The 20,326-nt window shown below is 65.1% G+C and carries 17 protein-coding genes and 1 riboswitch; of the genes, 10 read left to right on the forward strand and 7 right to left on the reverse strand.

The features are described from left to right. Positions 1–19: 19 nt before the first annotated feature. Entirely contained in the window at positions 20–1,222 is a 1,203-nt protein-coding gene (locus VA602_RS26510; RefSeq protein WP_323454776.1) for an MFS transporter, read from the forward strand. Positions 1,223–1,226: 4 nt separating this feature from the next. On the opposite strand, the gene VA602_RS26515 is transcribed toward VA602_RS26510, so the two are convergent. Next, positions 1,227–1,850, reverse strand: a complete 624-nt coding sequence (locus VA602_RS26515) for a LysE family translocator (protein WP_323454777.1) — start codon at positions 1,848–1,850, stop codon at positions 1,227–1,229. 118 nt (positions 1,851–1,968) lie between these two features. Further along, on the reverse strand, positions 1,969–8,316 hold the full coding sequence (locus tag VA602_RS26520; protein WP_323454778.1) for a non-ribosomal peptide synthetase: 6,348 nt from the start codon (positions 8,314–8,316) through the stop codon (positions 1,969–1,971). A gap of 416 nt (positions 8,317–8,732) precedes the next feature. Here VA602_RS26520 and VA602_RS26525 point away from each other — a divergent pair, with 416 nt between their 5' ends. Together VA602_RS26525 and VA602_RS26530 are read left to right on the forward strand one after the other, a co-directional pair. Beyond that, a complete protein-coding gene (locus VA602_RS26525) occupies positions 8,733–9,497 on the forward strand; it encodes a helix-turn-helix transcriptional regulator (RefSeq protein ID WP_323454779.1) in 765 nt (254 codons plus the stop codon). A gap of 16 nt (positions 9,498–9,513) precedes the next feature. After that, a complete protein-coding gene (locus VA602_RS26530; protein ID WP_323454780.1) occupies positions 9,514–10,908 on the forward strand; it encodes an efflux transporter outer membrane subunit in 1,395 nt (464 codons plus the stop codon). A gap of 51 nt (positions 10,909–10,959) precedes the next feature. Here VA602_RS26530 and VA602_RS26535 read toward each other — a convergent pair whose 3' ends face one another. From VA602_RS26535 to VA602_RS26550, 4 genes are all read right to left on the reverse strand, one after another. Further along, positions 10,960–11,940: an LLM class flavin-dependent oxidoreductase gene (locus VA602_RS26535; protein WP_323454781.1), complete on the reverse strand. Its 981-nt coding sequence runs from the start codon at positions 11,938–11,940 to the stop codon at positions 10,960–10,962. 104 nt (positions 11,941–12,044) lie between these two features. Continuing rightward, positions 12,045–12,956 (reverse strand): LysR family transcriptional regulator, encoded by a 912-nt coding sequence (locus tag VA602_RS26540; RefSeq protein WP_125929999.1) that lies wholly within the window; start codon positions 12,954–12,956, stop codon positions 12,045–12,047. 28 nt (positions 12,957–12,984) lie between these two features. Beyond that, positions 12,985–13,752 (reverse strand): TraX family protein, encoded by a 768-nt coding sequence (locus VA602_RS26545; protein ID WP_323454782.1) that lies wholly within the window; start codon positions 13,750–13,752, stop codon positions 12,985–12,987. Then, the gene (locus VA602_RS26550) at positions 13,701–14,786 is read right to left on the reverse strand and encodes a metal-dependent hydrolase (protein WP_323454783.1); all 1,086 of its coding nucleotides are present in this window, start codon (positions 14,784–14,786) and stop codon (positions 13,701–13,703) included. Before VA602_RS26550 ends, VA602_RS26545 begins: the two co-directional genes overlap by 52 nt. Before the next feature lie 191 nt (positions 14,787–14,977). Between VA602_RS26550 and VA602_RS26555 the strand changes: the two genes are divergently transcribed. Next, positions 14,978–15,862, forward strand: coding sequence for an alpha/beta hydrolase (locus VA602_RS26555; protein WP_323454794.1), 885 nt, complete (start codon positions 14,978–14,980; stop codon positions 15,860–15,862). A 15-nt stretch (positions 15,863–15,877) separates the two neighbouring features. Here VA602_RS26555 and VA602_RS26560 read toward each other — a convergent pair whose 3' ends face one another. After that, positions 15,878–16,609: a hypothetical protein gene (locus VA602_RS26560; protein ID WP_054890733.1), complete on the reverse strand. Its 732-nt coding sequence runs from the start codon at positions 16,607–16,609 to the stop codon at positions 15,878–15,880. Positions 16,610–16,778: 169 nt separating this feature from the next. After that, a riboswitch (cobalamin riboswitch) is annotated at positions 16,779–17,001 on the forward strand. Positions 17,002–17,100: 99 nt separating this feature from the next. Between VA602_RS26560 and VA602_RS26565 the strand changes: the two genes are divergently transcribed. From VA602_RS26565 to VA602_RS26590, 6 genes are all read left to right on the forward strand, one after another. Next, positions 17,101–17,286 (forward strand): CbtB domain-containing protein, encoded by a 186-nt coding sequence (locus VA602_RS26565; RefSeq protein ID WP_063545029.1) that lies wholly within the window; start codon positions 17,101–17,103, stop codon positions 17,284–17,286. 10 nt (positions 17,287–17,296) lie between these two features. Next, positions 17,297–17,986, forward strand: coding sequence for a CbtA family protein (locus VA602_RS26570; RefSeq protein ID WP_323454795.1), 690 nt, complete (start codon positions 17,297–17,299; stop codon positions 17,984–17,986). Then, positions 17,986–18,381 carry a cobalamin biosynthesis protein gene (locus VA602_RS26575; RefSeq protein WP_197890778.1) on the forward strand — a complete coding sequence of 132 codons (396 nt, stop codon included), beginning with the start codon at positions 17,986–17,988 and terminating at the stop codon, positions 18,379–18,381. The genes VA602_RS26570 and VA602_RS26575 overlap by 1 nt, the downstream gene beginning before the upstream one ends. Before the next feature lie 31 nt (positions 18,382–18,412). Then, positions 18,413–19,165 (forward strand): precorrin-4 C(11)-methyltransferase, encoded by a 753-nt coding sequence (gene cobM, locus VA602_RS26580; protein ID WP_197890777.1) that lies wholly within the window; start codon positions 18,413–18,415, stop codon positions 19,163–19,165. A gap of 63 nt (positions 19,166–19,228) precedes the next feature. Further along, positions 19,229–19,480: a DUF1272 domain-containing protein gene (locus tag VA602_RS26585; protein ID WP_153773749.1), complete on the forward strand. Its 252-nt coding sequence runs from the start codon at positions 19,229–19,231 to the stop codon at positions 19,478–19,480. A 221-nt stretch (positions 19,481–19,701) separates the two neighbouring features. Beyond that, a complete protein-coding gene (locus VA602_RS26590) occupies positions 19,702–20,316 on the forward strand; it encodes a response regulator transcription factor (protein WP_054890738.1) in 615 nt (204 codons plus the stop codon). Positions 20,317–20,326 lie beyond the last annotated feature (10 nt).

Raw genomic sequence — 20,326 nt, forward strand, 5'->3', positions numbered from 1 at the left:
ATTCCAGCGAGTCTGTACCATGCCTGCCACCCACCGCCTGGCCCGCTACGCCTTGTATCTGCTGTTTCTGCTTCCTGGCCTGACCCTCGCCAGTTGGGTCACCCGCACCCCAGCCCTGCGCGACGGCCTGTCGGCCTCCACCGAACAGATGGGGATGATCCTGTTTGGATTTTCAGCCGGAGCGATGTGCGGGATTCTCAGCGCCGGACGCCTCATCACCCGCTTCGGTGCGCACCGAATGATGCGCATCGGCCTGCTCGGCCTGTCCGCCGGCATGCTGGTGCTCGCCGGCAGCAGCGAGTTGGCCAGTGCCTGGTGCGCCTTTGCCGGGCTGTTCATCTACGGCATCGGCATGGGCTGGGCGGACATCGCAGTGAACATCGAAGGTGCCGCCGTGGAGCGGGAAATCGATGCGCCGATCATGACCACCCTGCACGGATTCTTCAGCCTCGGTACCCTGGTGGGCGCGCTGGCCGGCATGGGCATGACTGCGCTGCAGGTCCCCCTGGACCTGCACCTGGTCGTCGCGGCACTGCTTTCGGCCGGCGTGACCCTGGCCCTCGCCCCCCACGCCCCTCGGGCCAGTGAACGAGCAACGAACCAACCGACAACGCAGGCAGCAGAGTTTGCCTGGGGCGCCCTGCTCAGCGACCGGCGCCTGTTGCTGATCGGCTTCGTGGTGCTGGCCATGGCGCTTGCCGAGGGTGCGGCCAATGACTGGCTGCCGCTGCTGATGATCGACGGCCACGGATTCGCAGAAACCACCGGCACGCTGATCTACCTGGTGTTCACCATGGGCATGACCCTGGGTCGATTCGCTGGAGCGCCGGTGGTGCGCCGCTTTGGCCGGGCGCTCACCTTGCGTGCCAGCGCACTGCTGGGTGCAGGCAGCCTGGCGCTGGTGGTGTTCTGCGAGGTGCCATGGATCGCCGCAGCCGCCGTGATGCTCTGGGGCATTGGCGCATCGCTGGGTTTCCCCCTGGCGATCTCGGCAGCCGGGGAAAGCGGTGCACACAGCGATCAGCGGGTAAGGCTGGCGGCGACGGCGGGGTACCTGGCGTTTCTGGTCGGCCCGCCCTTGCTGGGTTTCATCGGCGAGCATCATGGCTTGCGCCTGGCGATGCTGCCGGTGCTGACATTGGTGGCCCTGGCGTTCGTCGTGGCGTCGGCGCTACGCGAGCAAGCCCCGTTGCCTGCCGATACCTGCGAGAAGGCCAGCTGAGGGGTTATCGCCGTGCAGCCAGCAAGCCAAGCCCTGCACACCCCAGCAACGAGGCGCTGATCCGATTGAACAGCCGCCGTGGCCGCGGCTGGTTGAACCAGCGCTGCAGGTAGGCACCCAGCGCCGCATAGATCGCGATCGCCACCCATTCCAGCAACAGGAACCACAACCCCAGCCAAAGGAACTGCTCGCCCACGGGAGTGGGACTGCCGATCGACACGAACTGCGGCAGGAAGGCTGTGAAGATGAGAATCGCCTTCGGGTTGCCCGCCGCCACCCAGAACTCCTGCCGTGCCAGGCGCCAGATACCGCGCGACTGCCTGCCAGCATGGGGCGCCTCTGCCACGGGCGCCCGCCACAGCTGCCAGGCGATATAGAACAGGTAAGCCGCGCCCACGAGCTTGATGCTCAAGAACAGGTATTCGCTGGTATGCAGCACCACCGCCAGCCCCATCGCCGCCAAGGCGATCATGCCGCTGAAGGCGAGGATACGCCCGCTTCCTGCCAGGCAGGCAGTGCGCAAGCCGTGGCGGCTGGCGTTGTGCAAAGACAACAGGTTATTGGGCCCCGGGGCCATGTTCAGGGCGAAGCAGGCGGGGATGAACAGCAACAGGCTCGACAAGTCCATCGTTTTTCTCCATGCGGACCCCGGTAGCCTTGCGCCCTGGCGCCATGCGGTCAAGCACAGTGGCGTGGTCATTCGCCGGCACAGTGAATCCGGGGCTGCGACGCAGCCCCTGCCCGCCTCAGATCCTGCGTCGTGCCTTCAGCCCCGGGATGGTAGTGGCTGCGATCTCGACCTGCGGCTTTTCCCACCCGGTACTGGCCGCCAGGCCTGCCAGCGTCGGCTGGCGGAACAAGGTGCGTGCGTCGGCTTGCAACCCCGCCTGGCGCATGCGCGCCACCAGATTCACCGCCAGCAGTGAATGCCCGCCCAGTTCGAAGAAGTTGTCGTCGCGCCCAACCTGCTCGACTTTCAGCACTTCGCTCCAGATCTGCGCCAGGGTCTGCTCCAGCGCGTTGCGTGGCGCCGCGTAGGCGCGGCTGATCACCGACTCCGCACCGGGCTCGGGCAGTGCCTTGCGGTCGATCTTGCCGTTGGGGCTCAGCGGCATCTCGGCCAGGGCGACGAAGGCCGAGGGCACCATGTACTCCGGCAGTCGCGCCAACAGATGGCTACGCAACGTATCCAGCGCCGGAGCGGGTTGCCCCTCTCGGCAGGTGAAATAGGCGACCAGGCGCTCGTCGCGCACCAGGACCACGCTCTGGCCCAGCGCAGGATGCCCACCCAGCAGTGCCTCGATTTCACCGAGCTCGACGCGCAGACCGCGCAGCTTGACCTGGAAGTCGTTGCGCCCGAGGAACTCCAGCTCGCCATCCTCGCGGCAGCGCACCAGGTCTCCGGTGCGGTACAGCCGATCGCCCTCGACGAACGGGCTGTCAATGAAGCGCTCGGCCTGCAGCACCGGCAACCCCAGGTAGCCGCGTGCCACACCGACGCCGCCGATGTGCAACTCTCCCGCCACGCCCAGCGGCACCGGCCGGTCATGGGCATCGAGCACGTAGAGCCGGGTGTTGGCGATCGCCCGGCCGATCGGCGGTGGCGTGTGCGGCAGCGGCTGATCGGGTTCGAGCGTCCAGGCCGTGCTGTCGACCGTAGCCTCGGTCGGCCCATAGACAGTGTGCAAGCGCACCTGCGGCAGGCGCCGGCGCACGCTGGCAGCCAGCGCCAGGGTCAACTCACCCCCGCCACAGAAGATGTCGGTCAGGCTCGTACAGCGTTCGACGCCCGGCTGCTCGAGAAACTGGTGCAACAACGCTGGGACGAACTTGATCGTGGTCACCTGGCGAGCCTGGACCAGCTGCACCAGGTAAGCCGGATCGCGATGACCGTCGGGGCGAGCCAGCACCAGGCGCAGACCCGCGCACAACGGCCAGAACAACTCCCAGACCGAACCGTCGAAGCTGAATGGCGCACGCTGCAACAGCGTGTCACCCGGACGCGGCGGGCAGATGCGCGAGCCCCAGTGCATGAGGTTGCCCAGCCCGCGGTGCTCGATCATCACGCCTTTGGGCATGCCGGTCGAGCCGGAGGTATACATCACGTAGGCAAGGCTCGAAGGCGTCAACGCCGGCACCTCAGGGGCCTCGGCAGACTGCGCTTGCCAGCCGCCCTGGTCGAGATCCACCAGCGGCACCGCCAACGGATCGAACAGGCCACGTGTCGCCCCATGGACCAACACTGCCAGCGGTGTACTGTCCTCGACCATGTAGCGCAGGCGTTCATCCGGGTAACCAGGATCCAACGGCACGTAGGCACCGCCGGCCTTGAGCACGCCCAGCAGCCCGACCAGCAGCGACAGGCCGCGCTCGATGCAGACGCCGACACGTGTGTCAGGCTGTACGCCCAAGGCCACCAGGTGATGGGCCAAACGGTTGGCCTGCTCGTCGAGTTCACGGTAGCTCAGCGCCGCCTCGTCGGTCTGCAGCGCCACCGCATCCGGCGTGCGCAGCACCTGGGCCTGGAACAGCGCCGGCAGGGTCTGGCGCATCAACTCGTGGGGCTCCTGGGTGGCATTGAGTTCGTGCAGCAGCCGTTGCAGCTCGTTCTCAGGCACACTGCACAACTGCTCGATCGGTGCCGAACCGCCCTGTTCCAGCGCCTCGACCAGCCCCTCGAGGGTACGCTCGAGGTAGGCCAGCACACGCGCTGCACCCAACGCTCGCGGCGCGCGAACGTTCAGGTGCAAGGCCTCGTCCTGATCATCCACCGACAGCACCAGCGCATGGCTGTGTACTTCGCTGGCTTCCAGCAAGCGGGCACCTGGCAATGTCGATTGCCCTGCCACCAGCCCATGGCGGAAATTGATCAGGCTGTTGAACAGCGGCACACCCGCTGGCAGCCCGCTGCAACGCTGAGCCAGCAGCAAGGGTGCATCTTCGTGGCCCAACAGCGCGGCAAGCCCGGCATGGGTGTCGGCCAGTGCCTGCGCCACGCTGCGGCCCGCCAGGCTCACCCGCAGGGGCAAGCTGTTGATGAACATGCCCAACGCCCGATCGGCCCCCTCGCCCGCCATCATCCGCCCCAGCAACACGCTGCCGAACACCACCTCGTCACGACCGCCCAATGCCCCCAGCACCTGCGCCCAAGCCAGGTGGAACAGGCTGGCCAGGCCGACATCCTGCTGCCGGGCCAGGCGGCGCAAGGCCTCGGTGAGCACGAGCGGAACCTCATGCGCAAGGCTCTCCAGCGCGCCCACCTGCACCTGATCCTCGACCATGCCCGGCAACGTCGGCGGTGCCTCGACACCTGCCAGCAATGCCCGCAGGAACGCCTCGTGCCCTTGCTGCCGCGCCTCGGCGCCGCTGAGCGCGACATAGTTGCGATAAGGCACAGGCGCCGGCAGCGTATGACCCTCATCGCTCATCAGGGCCCGCAGCTCACCGAGCAACACCTGCACCGACACGGCATCGTTGACCAGATGGTGGAAACGCAACAGCCCCAACCAACGACCGTGCTCACGGTCTTCGGCACCCGCCAGCGCCATCATCGGCGCACGACGCAGGTCCAGCGGGCGTTGCGCCGCAGAGTAATGCGCAGCCAACGCCTGCGCCGTATCGTCCGGCCCGGCCCGCAATACCTCCACGGGCAATGGCGCCTGACGCCAGACCACCTGCTGCGGTTGTTCGAGCTCTTCCCAGGCCAGGCTGGTGCGCAGGATGTCGTGACGCTCGACGACCTGTTGCAACGCGTGGGCGAATGCCTCGAATGCCGTCTGGTCGGTAAAGGCGAACAGCGCCTGTTGCTGATAAGGATCATGGCTGTCGCGCAGGTGGTGATAAAGGAGCCCCTGCTGCAAAGGCGCCAAAGGGTAGATTTCCTGCACATTGCCCGCGCCACCCGGTATCCCCGCGACGATCGCGTCGATCTCGCCCTGGGTCAGCGACGCCAGGCTGAGCAGCTCCGGCGTGATGTGGCTGCAATCAGCAGGCACACGGTTGTCTTCCACCTGAGCGAGGGAACGCTGGCTGGCCGCGGCAAGGCTTGCCAGGGTCGGCTGGCCGAACAGGACCTGCACGTCAGCCTGCAGGCCTTGCTGGCGCATGCGCTCGACCAGTTGCACTGCCAGCAACGAATGGCCGCCCAACTCGAAGAAGTGATCGTGACGACCAATGCGCTGTACTCCCAGCAGCTCGCTCCAGAGTGCCGCCAGGCGAACCTCCACGTCGCCGCGAGGTGCTTCATGGGCGCGGCGTACCGACGCGGTTTCATCCAGCGTCGGCAAGGCGCGGCGGTCGAGCTTGCCATTGGCGGTCAGCGGCCAGTGGTCGACGCGCTGGTAGCCGACCGGCAGCAGGGCCGCAGGCAGAAGGCCGCGCAGGTGCTCATGCAGGTCGCCGGGGGTGACCGCATCTCCGATGAACCAGGCCTGCAGTTGGCCATCGCGCAGCAGTACCACTGCTTCACGCACCTGTCCGTGGCTGGCCAGCGCAGCCTCGAGTTCGCCGAGTTCTACACGCACACCGCGGATCTTCACCTGATCGTCGTTGCGCCCCAGGTATTCAAGGGTGCCGTCGGCAAGCCAGCGCACCCGGTCGCCGGTGCGGTACATCCGTGCGCCGGCTTCGTCACTGAACGGGTCGTCCAGGAAACGCTCGGCAGTCATCTGCGGGCGATTCAGGTAGCCGCGAGCGACCCCCAGGCCTGCTACGTAGAGCTCACCCGGTACGCCGACCGGCAATGGCTTGAGCTGCGCATCGAGCACATACAACCGTGTATTGGCCACAGGCGTGCCGATATGCAGCGCGCCACCCGCCATCACCCGCCCGGAGCTGGCGACCACTGTGGCTTCGGTAGGGCCGTAGTTGTTGATGACCGCATAGGCCCGCTCACGCGACAGGCTGCGCAGCCGGTCGCCCCCCACCAGCAGGGTGCGCAGGGTCGGATGATCATGCTGGGTGAAAGCATGTTCGGCCACCGGGGTTGGCAGGAAACTGACCCGCAGTGGCTGGGCCCGCCACCAGCGCAGCAGCTTGTCGATATCCTCGCCACCTTCGCTGGTAGGCGCCAGGTGCAGCGTCGCACCCGCGCACAAGGCTGGCCAGACCTCCCAAGCCATGGCATCGAAACCAAAACCAGCGAGGCTCGACGTGTGTCCGCCGATGCCCAGGTCAAAAGCCTCGCAATGCCAGTCGACCAGGTTGGCCAGCATGCGGTGTTCGACCATCACCCCCTTGGGTTGGCCGGTAGAGCCTGAGGTGTAGATCACATAGACCAGGCTCTCGGCCACAAGCCCCGCCACGTAAGGATTGTCCACGGTGGTCGTGGCTACCGGGCAGGCGTCGAGCTCGATCAAGGGCAGCACATGGCGTGGCAGACGCGCCAGCAGATCCTGCTGCGTCAGCAGTGCCACTGGCGCGCTGTCTTCGAGCAGGTAGGCGATGCGCTCACGCGGATACGCCGGGTCGATCGGTACGTAGGCCGCACCCGCCTTGAGCACCGCCAGCAGGCCCACGAGGGTATCCAGGCCACGGCGGGCAACCACCGCAACGCGCTGCTCGGGCCTCACACCTCGCTCGATCAGACGCAGGGCCAGTGCATTCGCGCGCTGATTCAGCTCGCCGTAACTCAGGCTGCGCTCTTCGTGCACGGCGGCAATGGCCTCGGGCATCAGCGCCGCGTGTGCCTCGATTCGGCGATGCACGAGCGGCTCGCCAACTGCACGCCCCGTCGCGTTCCATGCCTGCATCTGCCGATGCTCGGCAGGTGTCGGCAGATCGAAATCGGCAACCGCCAACGCGGGTGTCGCCAAGCCTTGATCCAGCACGTGCAGCAGCCGCTGTGCCAACGCCTCGGCCTCGTCGCTCGCCAGCCAGGCGCGGTGATGCACCAGGTGCAACCAGGCCTTGTCGTTATGGCGGTTGCTGCGCAGATGGATGGCCAAGGGCGTGGATTCGTGGCTGTTGGAGACCTTCACCGTGTGGGCGCTGGCGGCGCCGTAACGGTAGTCGTGATCGTCCTGCTCGTAGGAGACCGACACCTCGAACAGTTGCCCGCGCTCTTCGCGCAACAGGCCCAGTGCTCGGTTCAGCTCGCTCACGGCCAGCCGCTGATGGCGAAAATCGCGGCGCAGGGTGTCGCGTATCGCGACCACCAGTTCGGCGAAACCCAGTGCCGGAGAGAACGCCAAGGGCACCGCGCTGACCTGCACGAAGGTCCCCAGCGTAGCCTTGAAACGTGCGCCGCCACGATTGAGCAGCGGCAGGCCCACCACCCAATCCTCGCGTTGTGCGGTGCGAGAGAACAGCACATGCAGTGCAGCCAGCAGTACATGGAACGCCGAGGCCTGGTGAGCCTCGGCCAGGCGCTTCATGCGCTCGTGCAGCGCATCGGGGAACGTCTGAACCCAGGTGCGCGAAGGTGCTTCATCGGTGGCTCGACGGTAAGGGTGACGCGCTGCCAGCAGCGGCTCCGGCACGCTGGCGAAGCGCTTGAGCCAGTATGCGCGATCACGGGCCTGGCGAATCGAGCCCTGGTACTGGCGGTCTTCGTCGATGAAGTCGGCATAACCGGCCTGAGCCCGTGGCGCCTCGCCGCCTTCGAGCAGCGCGGTGTAATGCTCGCCCAGTGCCTTGAGCATCTGGCCGAAGCCCCAGCCGTCGAGAATCAGGTGATGGGCCTGGGTTGCCAGCCAATGGTGCTCCGGCCCCAGGCGAATCAGGGCAAAACGCAGCAGTGCCGTGCCGTCGAAGCGATAACCCTGGCCCATTTGCGCCTGAATCAATGCCGTGGCCGCCGCTGCCGGGTCAGCTTCAGCCGACAGGTCCAGCAGGGGCAACGCCAGGGTGGCATGCTCGGCGAAGCGCTGCACAGGGAGGCCGTCGGCCCCGGCACCTGGCAACAGCTCGGTGCGCAACACCGGGTTGGCCGCCACCAGTTGCTGCAATGCTTGGCGCAGGGTGTCCGGCCGCAGGTCGCCCGTGAGTTCGACATAGCCGCCGATGGTATAGAGCGGAGAATCGCCGTTGCTCAACTGGTCGAGCCAGATGTCCCGTTGAGCGCTGGTCAGGGGGTAGGTATCGGCGGCAGGCATGGGCTGGGAGGGTCCTTCTCCGTTGATCGTCCGCGGATTCAAGCATCGCTTCCCTACCCTGTATGGCCCCGGAAACCCGGACAGTCGCCCGCGCATCCTCGGTCGCTGATTTTTCTGTAGGAAATCAGCTACATATCAACCCCTTCGATAGCCTACCCGCAGGGCCAACCGTGGCAAACGTGATGGCAACAGCGGCTTTATGACGTCAATTTGTCGACTACTGCCGAAACATTTGCATTTAGTCTGTCCGAATCATCCCCCCACTTTGTCCGATTCGATGCCATTTTCTGTCCCCGGTTTCCACTACAGACGCAGGCGCCAGGCCCAGGCTTGAATAGCGCCACCCTCGACCGGCCAAGGCGTGAGGCCATTCGCCACCCCGCCTGCGCAGTACCCGATTCAAGGATGAACAGGACATGAAGCTGACCCGCAGCCTCGAACATCACCACGACGCGCGCCTCTACCTGCAACTGGGAGAGCTGATCGCCAGCACCGGCGAGGATCATTTTGCCGAGCGCATGCTCCAGTTGGTCGACAGCCTGGTGCCAGTGCACCGGCTCGACCTGAGCGAGTGGACCCTGGATGCCCGACAGACCGGCGTCACTCGGGTCAAGGTGCTGGGCGGCGCGGGGCTGGCCCAGGAGTTTCCTCCGCCTGATCAGCCCAATCACCCACTGTTGCAGAACATCCTGCAGATGAAGGATCCCCTGCTCATTCAGGTAAAGGCGCCTCATGCCACCGGCAACCCGCAATCCAGTGCTCACCAGTGCAACCTGGTGTCGTGCAATGGCGACCGCCGTTGGGTCATCTGCTTCCATCGCCTGCCCAGCCAGATGGCCTTTTCCCTCGGCGAACTGTCGCTGCTCAAACGCCTCTCCGACACCCTGCTGCCTCTGCTTGAACACCATGCGCAGCATCAGGTGCACGTGCAGGGTGAAGGTTCGGCGACGCCCGACACCTTGCGCCACGGCTTCGACGAGCGCCTGGCCCAGGAAGCCGTGCAACTGTCGAGCCGTGAGCAGGAAGTCTGCCTGGGGCTGCTCACCGGTGGCACCGTACCGGAAATGGCCCAACGCCTGAACGTGAAGAACAGTTCGGTGGAAACCTACCTCACACGCGCCACCGCCAAGCTTGGCGTCAGTGGCCGCCACGGCCTGGCCAGATGGATGGCCGGTGCCTGACTCCAGAGAATCCGCGATGCCCAGATACCCTGCTGCCGTGTTGGCGGTGTTGCTGACCGGCTGCACCCTGGCCCCCGACTATCAACGCCCCGCCCTGCCTGTCGCACCTCGATTCCCGGGAGAAGCCAGCCAGGATGCCATGGCTCCCAGCCGCCAGCACGACGACTGGCACCAGGTGTTCCAGGATCCGTTGCTGCGCCAACTGATCGACAACGCACTGCTCAACAACCGCGATCTGCGCGTAGCAGCGCTCAACGTCGAAGCCTATCGTGCGCAGTTTCGTATCCAGCGCTCGGAGTTGCTGCCCAAGGTCTCCGCCGACGCCAAGGGCCAGCGCCAGTACCTGCCGCGGCGCATGACCGGGACCGGCGACGGAGCCATCACCCAGACCTACGCCGCCAAGCTCGGGGTGAGCGCCTATGAGCTTGACCTGTTCGGCCGCCTGCGCAGCCTGAGTGACAAGGCCTTGCTGACCTATCTCGCCAGCGAACAGGCCCGGCGCAGTGTGCAGTTGGGGTTGGTGGCCAGCGTGGCGAGCAGCTACATGACCTGGCGAGCTGACCTGGAGCTGCTCGAACTGTCACGCCAGACCCTGATCGCCGACCAGGAAAGCCTGCGCCTGACCCAGGGTCAGCGTCGCGCCGGCACTGCGTCGGCATTGCAGCAGATCCAGGCGCAGACCAGCGTCGACACCGCCCGTGCCGCAGTAGCCCGCTACCAGCGCCAGGTTGCCCAGGATATCAACCAGCTGACCCTGCTGGTCGGCGCGCCCCTCGATGAGCGTGCGCCCAGCCTGCCGCTGGCCTCGCAGCAGATCGTCGGCTTGCCGCCCGGCCTGCCCTCGGCACTGCTGCAACGTCGCCCGGACATCCTGGAAGCCGAATACCAGCTGCGTGCGGCCAATGCCGACATCGGTGCCGCACGGGCAGCGTTCTTTCCCAGCATCAGCCTGACTGCCAACGCAGGCAGCAGCAGTCGCGAATTGTCCGGGCTGTTCGACGGCGGCAGCGGTAGCTGGTTGTTCCAGCCGCAGATCAACCTGCCGCTGTTCACTGCCGGCAGCCTGAGGGCCAGCCTGGACTATGCGCGCCTGCAAAAGGAAATCGAGGTGGCCCGCTACGAGAAATCGATTCAGGGTGCGTTCCAGGAGGTGTCTGACGGCCTGGCGGCGCGCGCCACTTATCAGCGGCAACTGGTGGCCCAGCGCGACCTAGTGGCCTCCACCCAGCGCTACTACGACCTGGCCCGCAACCGCTACCGCATTGGCGTGGACAGCAGCCTGACCTTTCTCGACGCCCAGCGCTCGCTGTTCAGTGCCCAGCAGGGCTTGATCAACGACCGGCTGGCGCAATTGCTGGCAGAGGTGAACCTCTATGCCGCGTTAGGGGGAGGCTGGACAAACGCGCACTGAAGGCAGGCCGTGGCCCGCGGCCGCGCCTTGGCGCCTGCCGCTCAGGTCGAGTCAGGCCAGATCGGCAAGGGCCTGGGCCGCATATGCGTGGGAGCGCAAGCGCGCCAAGGGGTCATGGATCCGGCAATCGATCATCAACTCATCGGCGCCAGTCTGTTCGATCAGTGTGCGCAACCCATCCCTCACCCGATGCGGCCCACCGGCCACGGTACAGGCCATCACCTGTTCCAGCACCGCACGTTCATGGCCCGGCAAGCCCTCGACATAACCTTCCTGCGGCAGGGGCAGCAGGCCGTGACGTCCGACATGCAGATCGAGCATCCATTTGCGGTGCGAGCTGGCCAGATAATCGGCTTCGGCATCGCTGGCTGCTGCGAACAGATTCATGCCCACCATGACGTAGGGCTTGGCCAGTTGCGCCGAGGGTTGGAAGTTCGCGCGGTAATGGGCGATGGCCTGCAGCAGGTAGCGCGGGGCGAAATGGGAGGCAAAGGCATAAGGCAAGCCGAGTCGGGCCGCAAGGTCGGCGCCGAACAGGCTGGAGCCCAATATCCACACCGGCACCTCGTGCTTGCCCGGTACCCCACGCACCGATCGCTGCCCGTTGTCGGCCAGGTAGTCGCGCAACTCGGCGATGTCCTGGGCAAAGTCACGTTCGGGCGCGACGCCGCGCAGAGCACGAACGGTCGGGCCAGAGCTGCCGGGGGCACGCCCCAACCCCAGGTCGATGCGCCCCGGGTGCAGGGCATCGAGCGTGCCGAACTGCTCGGCGACCACCAGCGGAGCATGATTGGGCAGCATGATGCCACCGGCACCCACGCGAATAAGCCGCGTGGCATTGGCGATTTCGTTGATTACCAGCGCTGTGGCGGCAGAGCCGATGCCGGGCATGTCATGGTGTTCGGCGATCCAGTATCGAGCGTAGCCGTGCTGCTCGACATGGCGCGCCAGTTGACGGGATTCCTCGATCGCATCGGCCAGGGTCTTGCCCTCGCCAATCATGACCAGGTCCAGGACAGACAACGCAGTCATGGCGTCTCCATAAGTCGTGACGGATATGACTGCACAGTGTCCAGGGCCACGCCTGGGCGATAAACCGCAAAACGGGCCCTACACACGGTCCCTGCATTCCCCAATCAGCGTTCCCAGGGCACTCCATGCTCCCAGCGCGCGACCAGCAGGTCGATGAAACCTCGCACCCGTGGCGACAAATGGCGCTTGCTGGGGTAGACGATACGAATCGGGTCCGCTGGCGGCCGGTAATCCGCGAGCACCTCGACCAGCGTTCCAGCGCGCAAGTCGTCGCCGGTGATGTAGGTGGGCAGGTGAATCAGCCCGAACCCGGCGCGGGCGCCATCGAGCATGGCCTCGGAGCTGTCGATGTTCAAGCGCCCGGGCTCTTCGCACAGGTGCAGCCCTTCATCGGTGTGGAAGCGCCAGGGGCTGGCCTTCTCGCCCGCCAGAAAAGCGATCTTGTCGTGCCCATACAGGTCTGCCGGTACCTGGGGCACCCCATGACGCTGCAAGTACTCGGGTGCAGCGCAGGTGACGAACTGCTGCCACGCCACGGTGCGTGTCAGCAGTTGCGAGTCCTCCTTGGGCGCACCGATGCGCACGGCAACGTCCACCCCCTCCTCCACCAAATCGACGAAACGGTCGGTGAAGCGGATATCGGCGCGCAGTTCCGGCCATTGCTTGAGGTAGACATCCAGGATCGGCAGCACATGACGCTGGCCGAACGACAGCGGCGCAGTCAGGCGCAGAGTGCCGGTCGGTCGTCCACGGCGCTGGGCCATCGTGGTCTCGACTTCGTCCAGGTCTTCGAGGATCTGCCGCCAACGCTCGAACGCGACCTGGCCTTCATCGGTCAGGCTCAGTTTGCGCGTGGTACGGTTGAGCAGGCGCACGGCCATGCGCGATTCGAGGCGCGCGATGCTCTTGCCCACCGCCGAGCGGGTCAGGCCCAGGCTCGCGGCGGCTGCGGTGAAGCTGCCGACCTTCACGGCACTGACGAAGGCGGCGATGTCGCCGAAGCGGTTGGGTTCCATGAAGCTGTTCCTGGATATCCGAGGCTGCCTAGGATGGGGGCAGATCGAGGTATTGCAAGGCCTTGATCGCCATCAGGTGCAAAGGATAGAACCCGTAGGCCCAGCGTCCCACAGGCACGATTGAGGCGCCCTGGTACGCCAGCATGCGCAAACCCAATGGCAGCGCCATTGCCGCGGTGGCCAGCACCAGCAGGGAAAAGGGCTGCCAGGGATGTGCCCATAACCAACTGTTGGTCAGGTTGGCGCCCATTGCCAGCAGACAGGGCACCAGCCAGCCGGGCCGACCTCGCGACCACAGCATCAGGCAGGCCGTCGGCAGCAATACCCCCGGCAGGCCATACATCAGTCGATCACTGAAAACCAGCGCCAGCCCGGCACTACCGATCCCGACGATGCGCGCAGCAGGCTGCGGATGCCTCACCCCACAGGCGACCAGCAGGCCAAGGGTCAGGGTGGGCATGACGTTGAGCGTGTGCGAGCCATTGTCCAACCAACGGTACGGGCCCTCGGCAAGTACCGAGAAGACCAGCATCCAGCTCAGGTAGCGCGCGTTGGCTGCCGTGTACAGCGCGCCTGGCTGGGCGCGTGAGACATGACAGGCGATCACCAGGCAGAACAGTGGAAACGCCAGGCGCCCGACCACGAACAACCCGTCGGCACTGGGCCACAGGTAGCGCAAATGATCGGCGACCATGCTCAGGATCGCCGTCCACTTGACCAGGTCGAGCCCGGCCGAGCGGCCGTTCAGGGCGCCACCCCGGATTGCGGCGAGGGGTTCAGGTAGCGTGTGGTCCAAGCCGCCAGGGGCAGCGGAGGTTGCTGTTGGAGGATCCGACGCCAGATCAGCCCCAGGTCATGGCCGTTGAACATCGCGGCACCGTCACTCCAGTTGGCTGGGGTATCGACCACCCACTGGCCTTGGCTGTCGCGATGCGCCATGCGGAAACGGAAGGTGTAGTTACCGGGAATGCCCATGCGCAGGTCGGTCACCACCAGCACATCGCCGACCACGTCATAACGCAGCCAACCATCGGTGAACCAGCGCAGCCGCTCGTGCAGCGCGACGCCCTCGAGCACCTTGGCGGCGTCCAGGTTCAGCGACAGGCGCTGCATCTCGGGTGGTTCGCGGTCGAAAACGCTGCTCACGCCCTCGTAGTAATGACCATCCGCCGTCTTGGCCAGCACCCGCCAGACCAGGCTGTTGAAGGCCATGGGCACTGCCCGCACATGATCGACGGCAACGCCCTGGCGGCCCAGGGCCTCATGGAAACGCTGCTCGACCGCCATGCGTCCGGCCAGCCCGAAGCCCAGATACGCCGTGCTGAACAGCAAAGCCGCCGCCATCAGGGGTATCGCCCTGCCACGCATCCCCCGCCATGCGGCGTAGATCACAGCGACCAGCAGCGGCACAGTGTAGATCGGGTCGATGATGAACACTGCCGCCCAGCTTTCGGGAGTGAACGGCAGCGGCCAGAACAATTGCGTGCCATAGACCGTGAAGGCGTCCAACAGGGGATGGGTGACCAGCACCAGCCAGAACGCCACGAACAGTCGGGGCCAACGGTAGCCTCTGTCGGGCCGGCGCCTCTGCCCTACCCAGGCCACCAGCCACGCCAGCAGCAGCGCCAGGCCGGTAAGGACGAAGATCGAGTGGGAAAAACCGCGGTGAAAGGTCATCTGCGAAACAGGGTCCGCATACCGGATCACCACATCGAGATCAGGCAAGGTGGCCAGCGCGGCACCGTACAACAGCGAACGGCGGCCCTGGATGCGGCCGAGCACGGTACCTTGCAGGGCGGCGCCAAGTACGGCTTGGGTAATCGAGTCCAAGGTAAGTCTTCCATCGACAGGGTCAGGGAAACCTACCCCTCGGCGCCCGCTGCGGCAAGCGTGCAGATCCCCTCGAGGGCGCCGGGGAAACAGCTTGCAAACATGTGTCAGCACCGCTCGGGAAAAATTGCCTGCAGCGAGGCCATGGCTTCTGTTAAAAACGACGATTTCCAGCACGCCTGATGAAACCGATGACCGACACCCTGCTCACTCACTTCAAACGCCGCTGGCTCACCTGGCTGGCCATGGCCTTGCTGGTGGTGGGCCTGCCCGCGGGTTGCGCGGTCTTGCAGCACAAGGAGCGCGAACTGGTGTTTCGTATCGAGCCGGGCCAGGCCAGTTGGTTCAGGGGCCTGCCGGCCGGCGTACAGGAGCTGGACCTGCGCCCGCGCAACTTCACCGACGGCCAGAGCCTGCACGCCTGGTGGTGGCCGGCCAAACGCGCCGATGCGCCGGCGATACTTTACCTGCACGGCGTACGCTGGAACCTCACCGGCCAGTTGTTCCGCATCGAGCAGCTGCACGCCATGGGCTATTCGGTGCTGGCCGTCGACTACCGCGGGTTTGGCCAGAGCCAAGGCGACCTGCCGTCCGAGGCCACGGTATACGAGGACGCTCGAATTGCCTGGGAGCGCTTCGCCCAGTTGCAGCCGGTGCCAAGCAAGCGCCTGATCTTCGGCCATTCGCTGGGCGGTGCGGTCGCTGTCGAGCTTGCGTCGGAGCTCGCACGCCAGGCACGCCAGCAAGGCCAGCCCGTCCCTGCGCGCGGCCTGATTCTCGAATCCACCTTCACCTCCCTTGGCGACGTGGCGGCATCGGTGGCCGATACCGCACTGCCGGTACGCTGGCTGCTGTCGCAGAAGTTCGACTCGCTGGGCAAGATCGCCGATATCGATTTACCTCTGCTGCTGGTGCACGGCCTGGACGACCGTTATGTGCCGCCACGCTTCAGCCAGGCGCTGTTCGAGGCCGCGCAGCAGCCCAAGACCTTGCTGCTGGTGCCGGGGGCAAGCCACAACAACAGCATGAGCCTGGCAGGCCAGCGCTATCGCCGCGCCATCGAAGCCTTGCTCTGAGGCCCGGGGCGATGATCACTGTACGGGCAGGAAATTCATCAGCAGCAGGCTCTGCGCATAGTTGAGGCCGATCCGTCGGTAGCGCTCATCGAGCATCTGCGCCAGCAGGTCGAGGCGTGCGACGATCTTGCCGAACTCGACGGCAAAACTCAGGTTGCTGCCCTCTTCCGAGATCTCGTTGGAAAACAGCAGCAACACACCATTGGCATCCTGGCGCTGACCGAGCATCCAGGTGGCCTTTTCGATGTTGCGCGCGGCGTTATTGACGAACAGTGGGTCGATGGCGTCGGTCATGTAGAACTCGGTGCGCCCACCGTGGGCGGTAATCAACATGCTGCCGATCGCATAGATGAACGCACCGACCCGATCACCGCGAAACTCCGGGCTCAAGGCATAGCTCAGCGCCGCCAGGTCACGGCGCTCGCCCAGTTGCGGCAACGACTGGCGCTGCTCGATGGCCTGGCGGATCTGGCGCTCAGCGGTGGCGGCATCCAGGTATCCGGACTGCTTCCACTGACTGGGGTTGCGCAGGTAGAGCTTGTTCATCAGCAGATACAGGCTCTGCAGGTTGTCGCGCATGGACAAGGTCGCCATGCGGTCGACACTGGTCTGGAACAGCTCGCCAGGATGCCCGTTACCCAACTGGGTGAATACGTCATGCCCCTGCTGCCCGGTGCACCCGCACAGGGCGATCAAGACACCCACCAATGACAGGCGGGCATGGCGGCGAAAGGCAGGAACAGGCATTTGCACCGGGGTCCAGGGTCAGCGGCCGGGCCGGGAATCGGCGCAGCCTGGCCATGCATAGAGCCCCTGAATGTAAAAAAGTGCGACGTTCAAGGCTGACTGAGGATTTTCAGCCCGCCCATTTGCTCATTTCGTAACAAGAATTGACGACCAAAGCGTGGCCGTGATCTCCTAATACATTACGTAGGGTGCCCCTTTGCAGGGGTGAAACGGGAAACCGGTGCGTCACAGGCTCTTCATGGGTCTGGCAAGTCCGGTGCTGCCCCCGCAACGGTAAGCGAGCGAGCGTCTGATCCACTGTGCCTGCAGTGCGGCATGGGAAGGTGACGCTCTCCCCAGGAGCCAGGCTCCTGCTCGTCAGCCCGGAGACCGGCCCGACGTCTTGTGATCACACCCCGCGGTGGGCGGGCGCTGTTGCATGTCCCTGGGCGGTTCTCGCCTGGGGTTGCCGCGCTTCCTGTCGCCCATGAAAAAAAGCAGAGGAATGCGTCATGTCCGTCACCAGTGCCAAACACAGCATCGCCACCCCCGTCAGCCTCAGCCAGCGTCTCGTCGTTGCGGTCGGCGCCAGCCTGCTGGGCTTGTGCCTGGTGTACTTCGCCGGGTTCTCGCACCTGGAGGCGGTGCACAACGCTGCCCACGATACCCGTCACAGCGCCGCCTTCCCTTGCCACTGAGTGCCCGATGATGATCAAGCGTATCGCTCGCACTGCAGGCTTCAGTGGCCTGCTCGCCGCACTTTTGCTGACGCTGCTGCAGAGTTTCTGGGTCGCTCCGTTGATCCTTCAAGCCGAAACCTATGAAAACTCGGCCCCCACCGAGCAGCACGAGCACGCCGGTGAAAGTGCCGCTGGCCATGAGCACGGTGCAGAAGCCTGGTCACCGGAAGACGGCTGGCAGCGCGTGCTGTCGACCACCGGCGGTAACCTGGTGGTGGCAGTCGGTTTCGCGCTGATCCTCGCCGCACTCTACAGCCTGCGCGAACCCGGTCGAGTCAGTACTGGCGCCTTGTGGGGCCTTGGCGGCTTCGCCGTGTTCTGCCTGGCACCGACCCTGGGCCTGCCACCCGAACTGCCAGGCACCGCCGCGGCCGATCTGGGTCAACGCCAGACCTGGTGGATCGGCACCGCTGCCGCCACTGCTGTGGGCCTGGCGTTGCTGGTCTTCGCGCGGCACTGGCTGCTCAAAGTACTTGGCGCAGCGCTGCTGGTGGTACCGCACCTGATCGGCGCCCCTCAGCCACCGGTGCATGAAAGCCTGGCGCCCGAAGCGCTGGAAGCACAGTTCAAGGTTGCCTCCTGGCTGACCAACGCAGCCTTCTGGGTCGCACTGGGTCTGCTGAGCGCCTGGCTGTACCGCCGCTCCGCGCAGGCCTGATGGCCGCGCTCTATGTCGGTTTCGGCTGCCGCCGGGGTTGCCCGGCGGCGGTTCTGGAAACCCTGCTGCACCTTGCACTGGCCAACAACGGCCTGACGCTGGCCGCGTTGCGAGGTATCGCCAGCATCGATCTCAAGGCTCAGGAGCCCGGCCTGCGGCAACTGGCCGAGCAGCTCGGCCTGCCCCTGACGCTGTACAGCGCCCAGCAACTGCAGCCCTTCCTGCCGTTGCTCAGCCACCGCTCCGAAATGGCCTTCAACACCACCGGCTGTTGGGGAGTGGCAGAAAGCGCGGCGCTGGCACTGGCGGCGAGCGAGGGTCAGCGCTCGCCGATCCTGACAATCACCAGGCAGGTGCTCGGTGACGCTACCCTGGCGCTGGCCAGCAACGGATAATCGCACTTCATTTCACCTTCAAGGACTTGCCATGACGGTCTATTTCATCGGTGCCGGCCCCGGCGATCCGGAGCTGATCACGGTCAAGGGCCAACGCCTGATCCGTCAATGCCCGGTGATCATCTACGCCGGCTCACTGGTACCGGCCGCGGTACTCGAAGGCCACACCGCCAGTACCCTGATCAACAGCGCCGAACTGCACCTGGAGCAGATCATCGGCGCAATCCGCGACGCCCATGACCAGGGCCTGGATGTGGCCCGTGTACACAGCGGGGACCCGAGCCTGTATGGCGCCATCGGCGAACAGATCCGCCACCTGCGCGAACTGGGCATCGACTACCAGATCATTCCTGGCGTTACCGCCACAGCCGCCAGCGCCGCCCTGCTCGGCTGCGAACTGACGCTGCCGGACATCTCGCAGACCGTCATCCTGACCCGCTACGGCGATCGCTCGCCGATGCCGGCAGGTGAGCAACTGGCGGACCTGGCGCGCCACCGCAGTACCTTGGCCATTCACTTGGGGGTACGCCATCTGCCGCGCATCGTCGAGGAGCTGCTGCCGCACTATGGGGCGGATTGCCCGGTGGCAGTGATCCACCGCGCCACTTGGCCGGACCAGGACTGGGTCAGGGGCCGTCTCGCCGATATCGTCGAGGGTGTTGCCAACAAAGGCTTCCGGCGCACGGCACTGATTCTCGTCGGCCATGTTCTAGGCGACGCACCGTTTGCCGACTCGGCCTTGTACCGCGCCGGCCACGCCCATCTGTATCGCCCCGGCGACTGAGGATTGCCAGCCAGCGTCCAGCGACCGACACTGGCGCATCTCTGTCCGCACCGGAGTTGCGCCATGCTCGAGCTACGCCCCAATTGCGAATGTTGCGATACCGATTTGCCCCCCGACACCCTGGACGCGCTGATCTGCTCGTTCGAGTGCACCTTCTGCCGCCGCTGCGCTGAACAGCATCTACAGGGACAATGTCCGAATTGCGCGGGGCAATTGCAGCAACGACCGACACGGGTCGGTGCTGCGCTGCTCAAAAATCCCGCGTCGACGCATCGCGTGAATAAACCGCATCCCGCCTGTGCGCGCCCGACCTGAGCGCCCTTACCCCACACCCGCCCGCGAGGGTCTCATCGCCCCTCGCCCCTAGTTTCTTTTGTAAGACTTTTCACCAGCAAATGGCGGCTTTTTCCACACGCCTATACTCGCCATTATCAAAGCGTTCTGATGGACGTATCGTGCCCGCAGCCAGATTGGCCCTACAGACGTATTCCTGGATAACGTCAGGAACGAACATTATTTCGTACAGGAGTTTTCCAATGACCACCGTACTGATGGTCGATGATCACCCTACCGTCCGCCTCGCCGTGCGTATCCTGCTCGAGCGGGAACGCTTTGAGGTTGTCGGTGAATCGGGCAATGGCATCGAGGCCGTGCAGATGGCACGCCAGCTTGCACCGAAGGTGGTGATTCTCGATATTGGGTTACCGGGCCTGGATGGCATGGAAGTGATCAAGCGTTTGCAATTGCTCGATCCTGCACCAAAAATCATGGTACTCACCGGGCAGTCCTCTGATCTCTACGTCCGTCGCTGCCTGGATGCCGGAATCTCGGCCTTCGTCAACAAGGACGAAGACCTCGATGCCCTGTTGTTCGCGCTCAAGGCCCTGGTCAAAGGCTATTCGACCTTTCCGCAGATGTCGGTGAACAGCAGCACCCTGGAATCGGAAACGGTGAGGCTCAACAGCCTGTCGAATCGGGAAATGGAAGTCCTGCGCAGGCTCGCGCGGGGAGAGAACAACAAGTACATAGGGACGGCCATGAACCTCAGCGCCAAGACCATCAGCACCTACCGCGGTCGAATCGGAGAAAAACTCAAGACCGAGTCGCTGGTCGAAATGGTCGACCTGGCCAAACGCAACCAAGTGAACTGAGCCTCGCGAC

This window comes from Pseudomonas machongensis, from assembly GCF_034961125.1.
Taxonomy (GTDB): Bacteria; Pseudomonadota; Gammaproteobacteria; order Pseudomonadales; family Pseudomonadaceae; genus Aquipseudomonas; species Aquipseudomonas machongensis.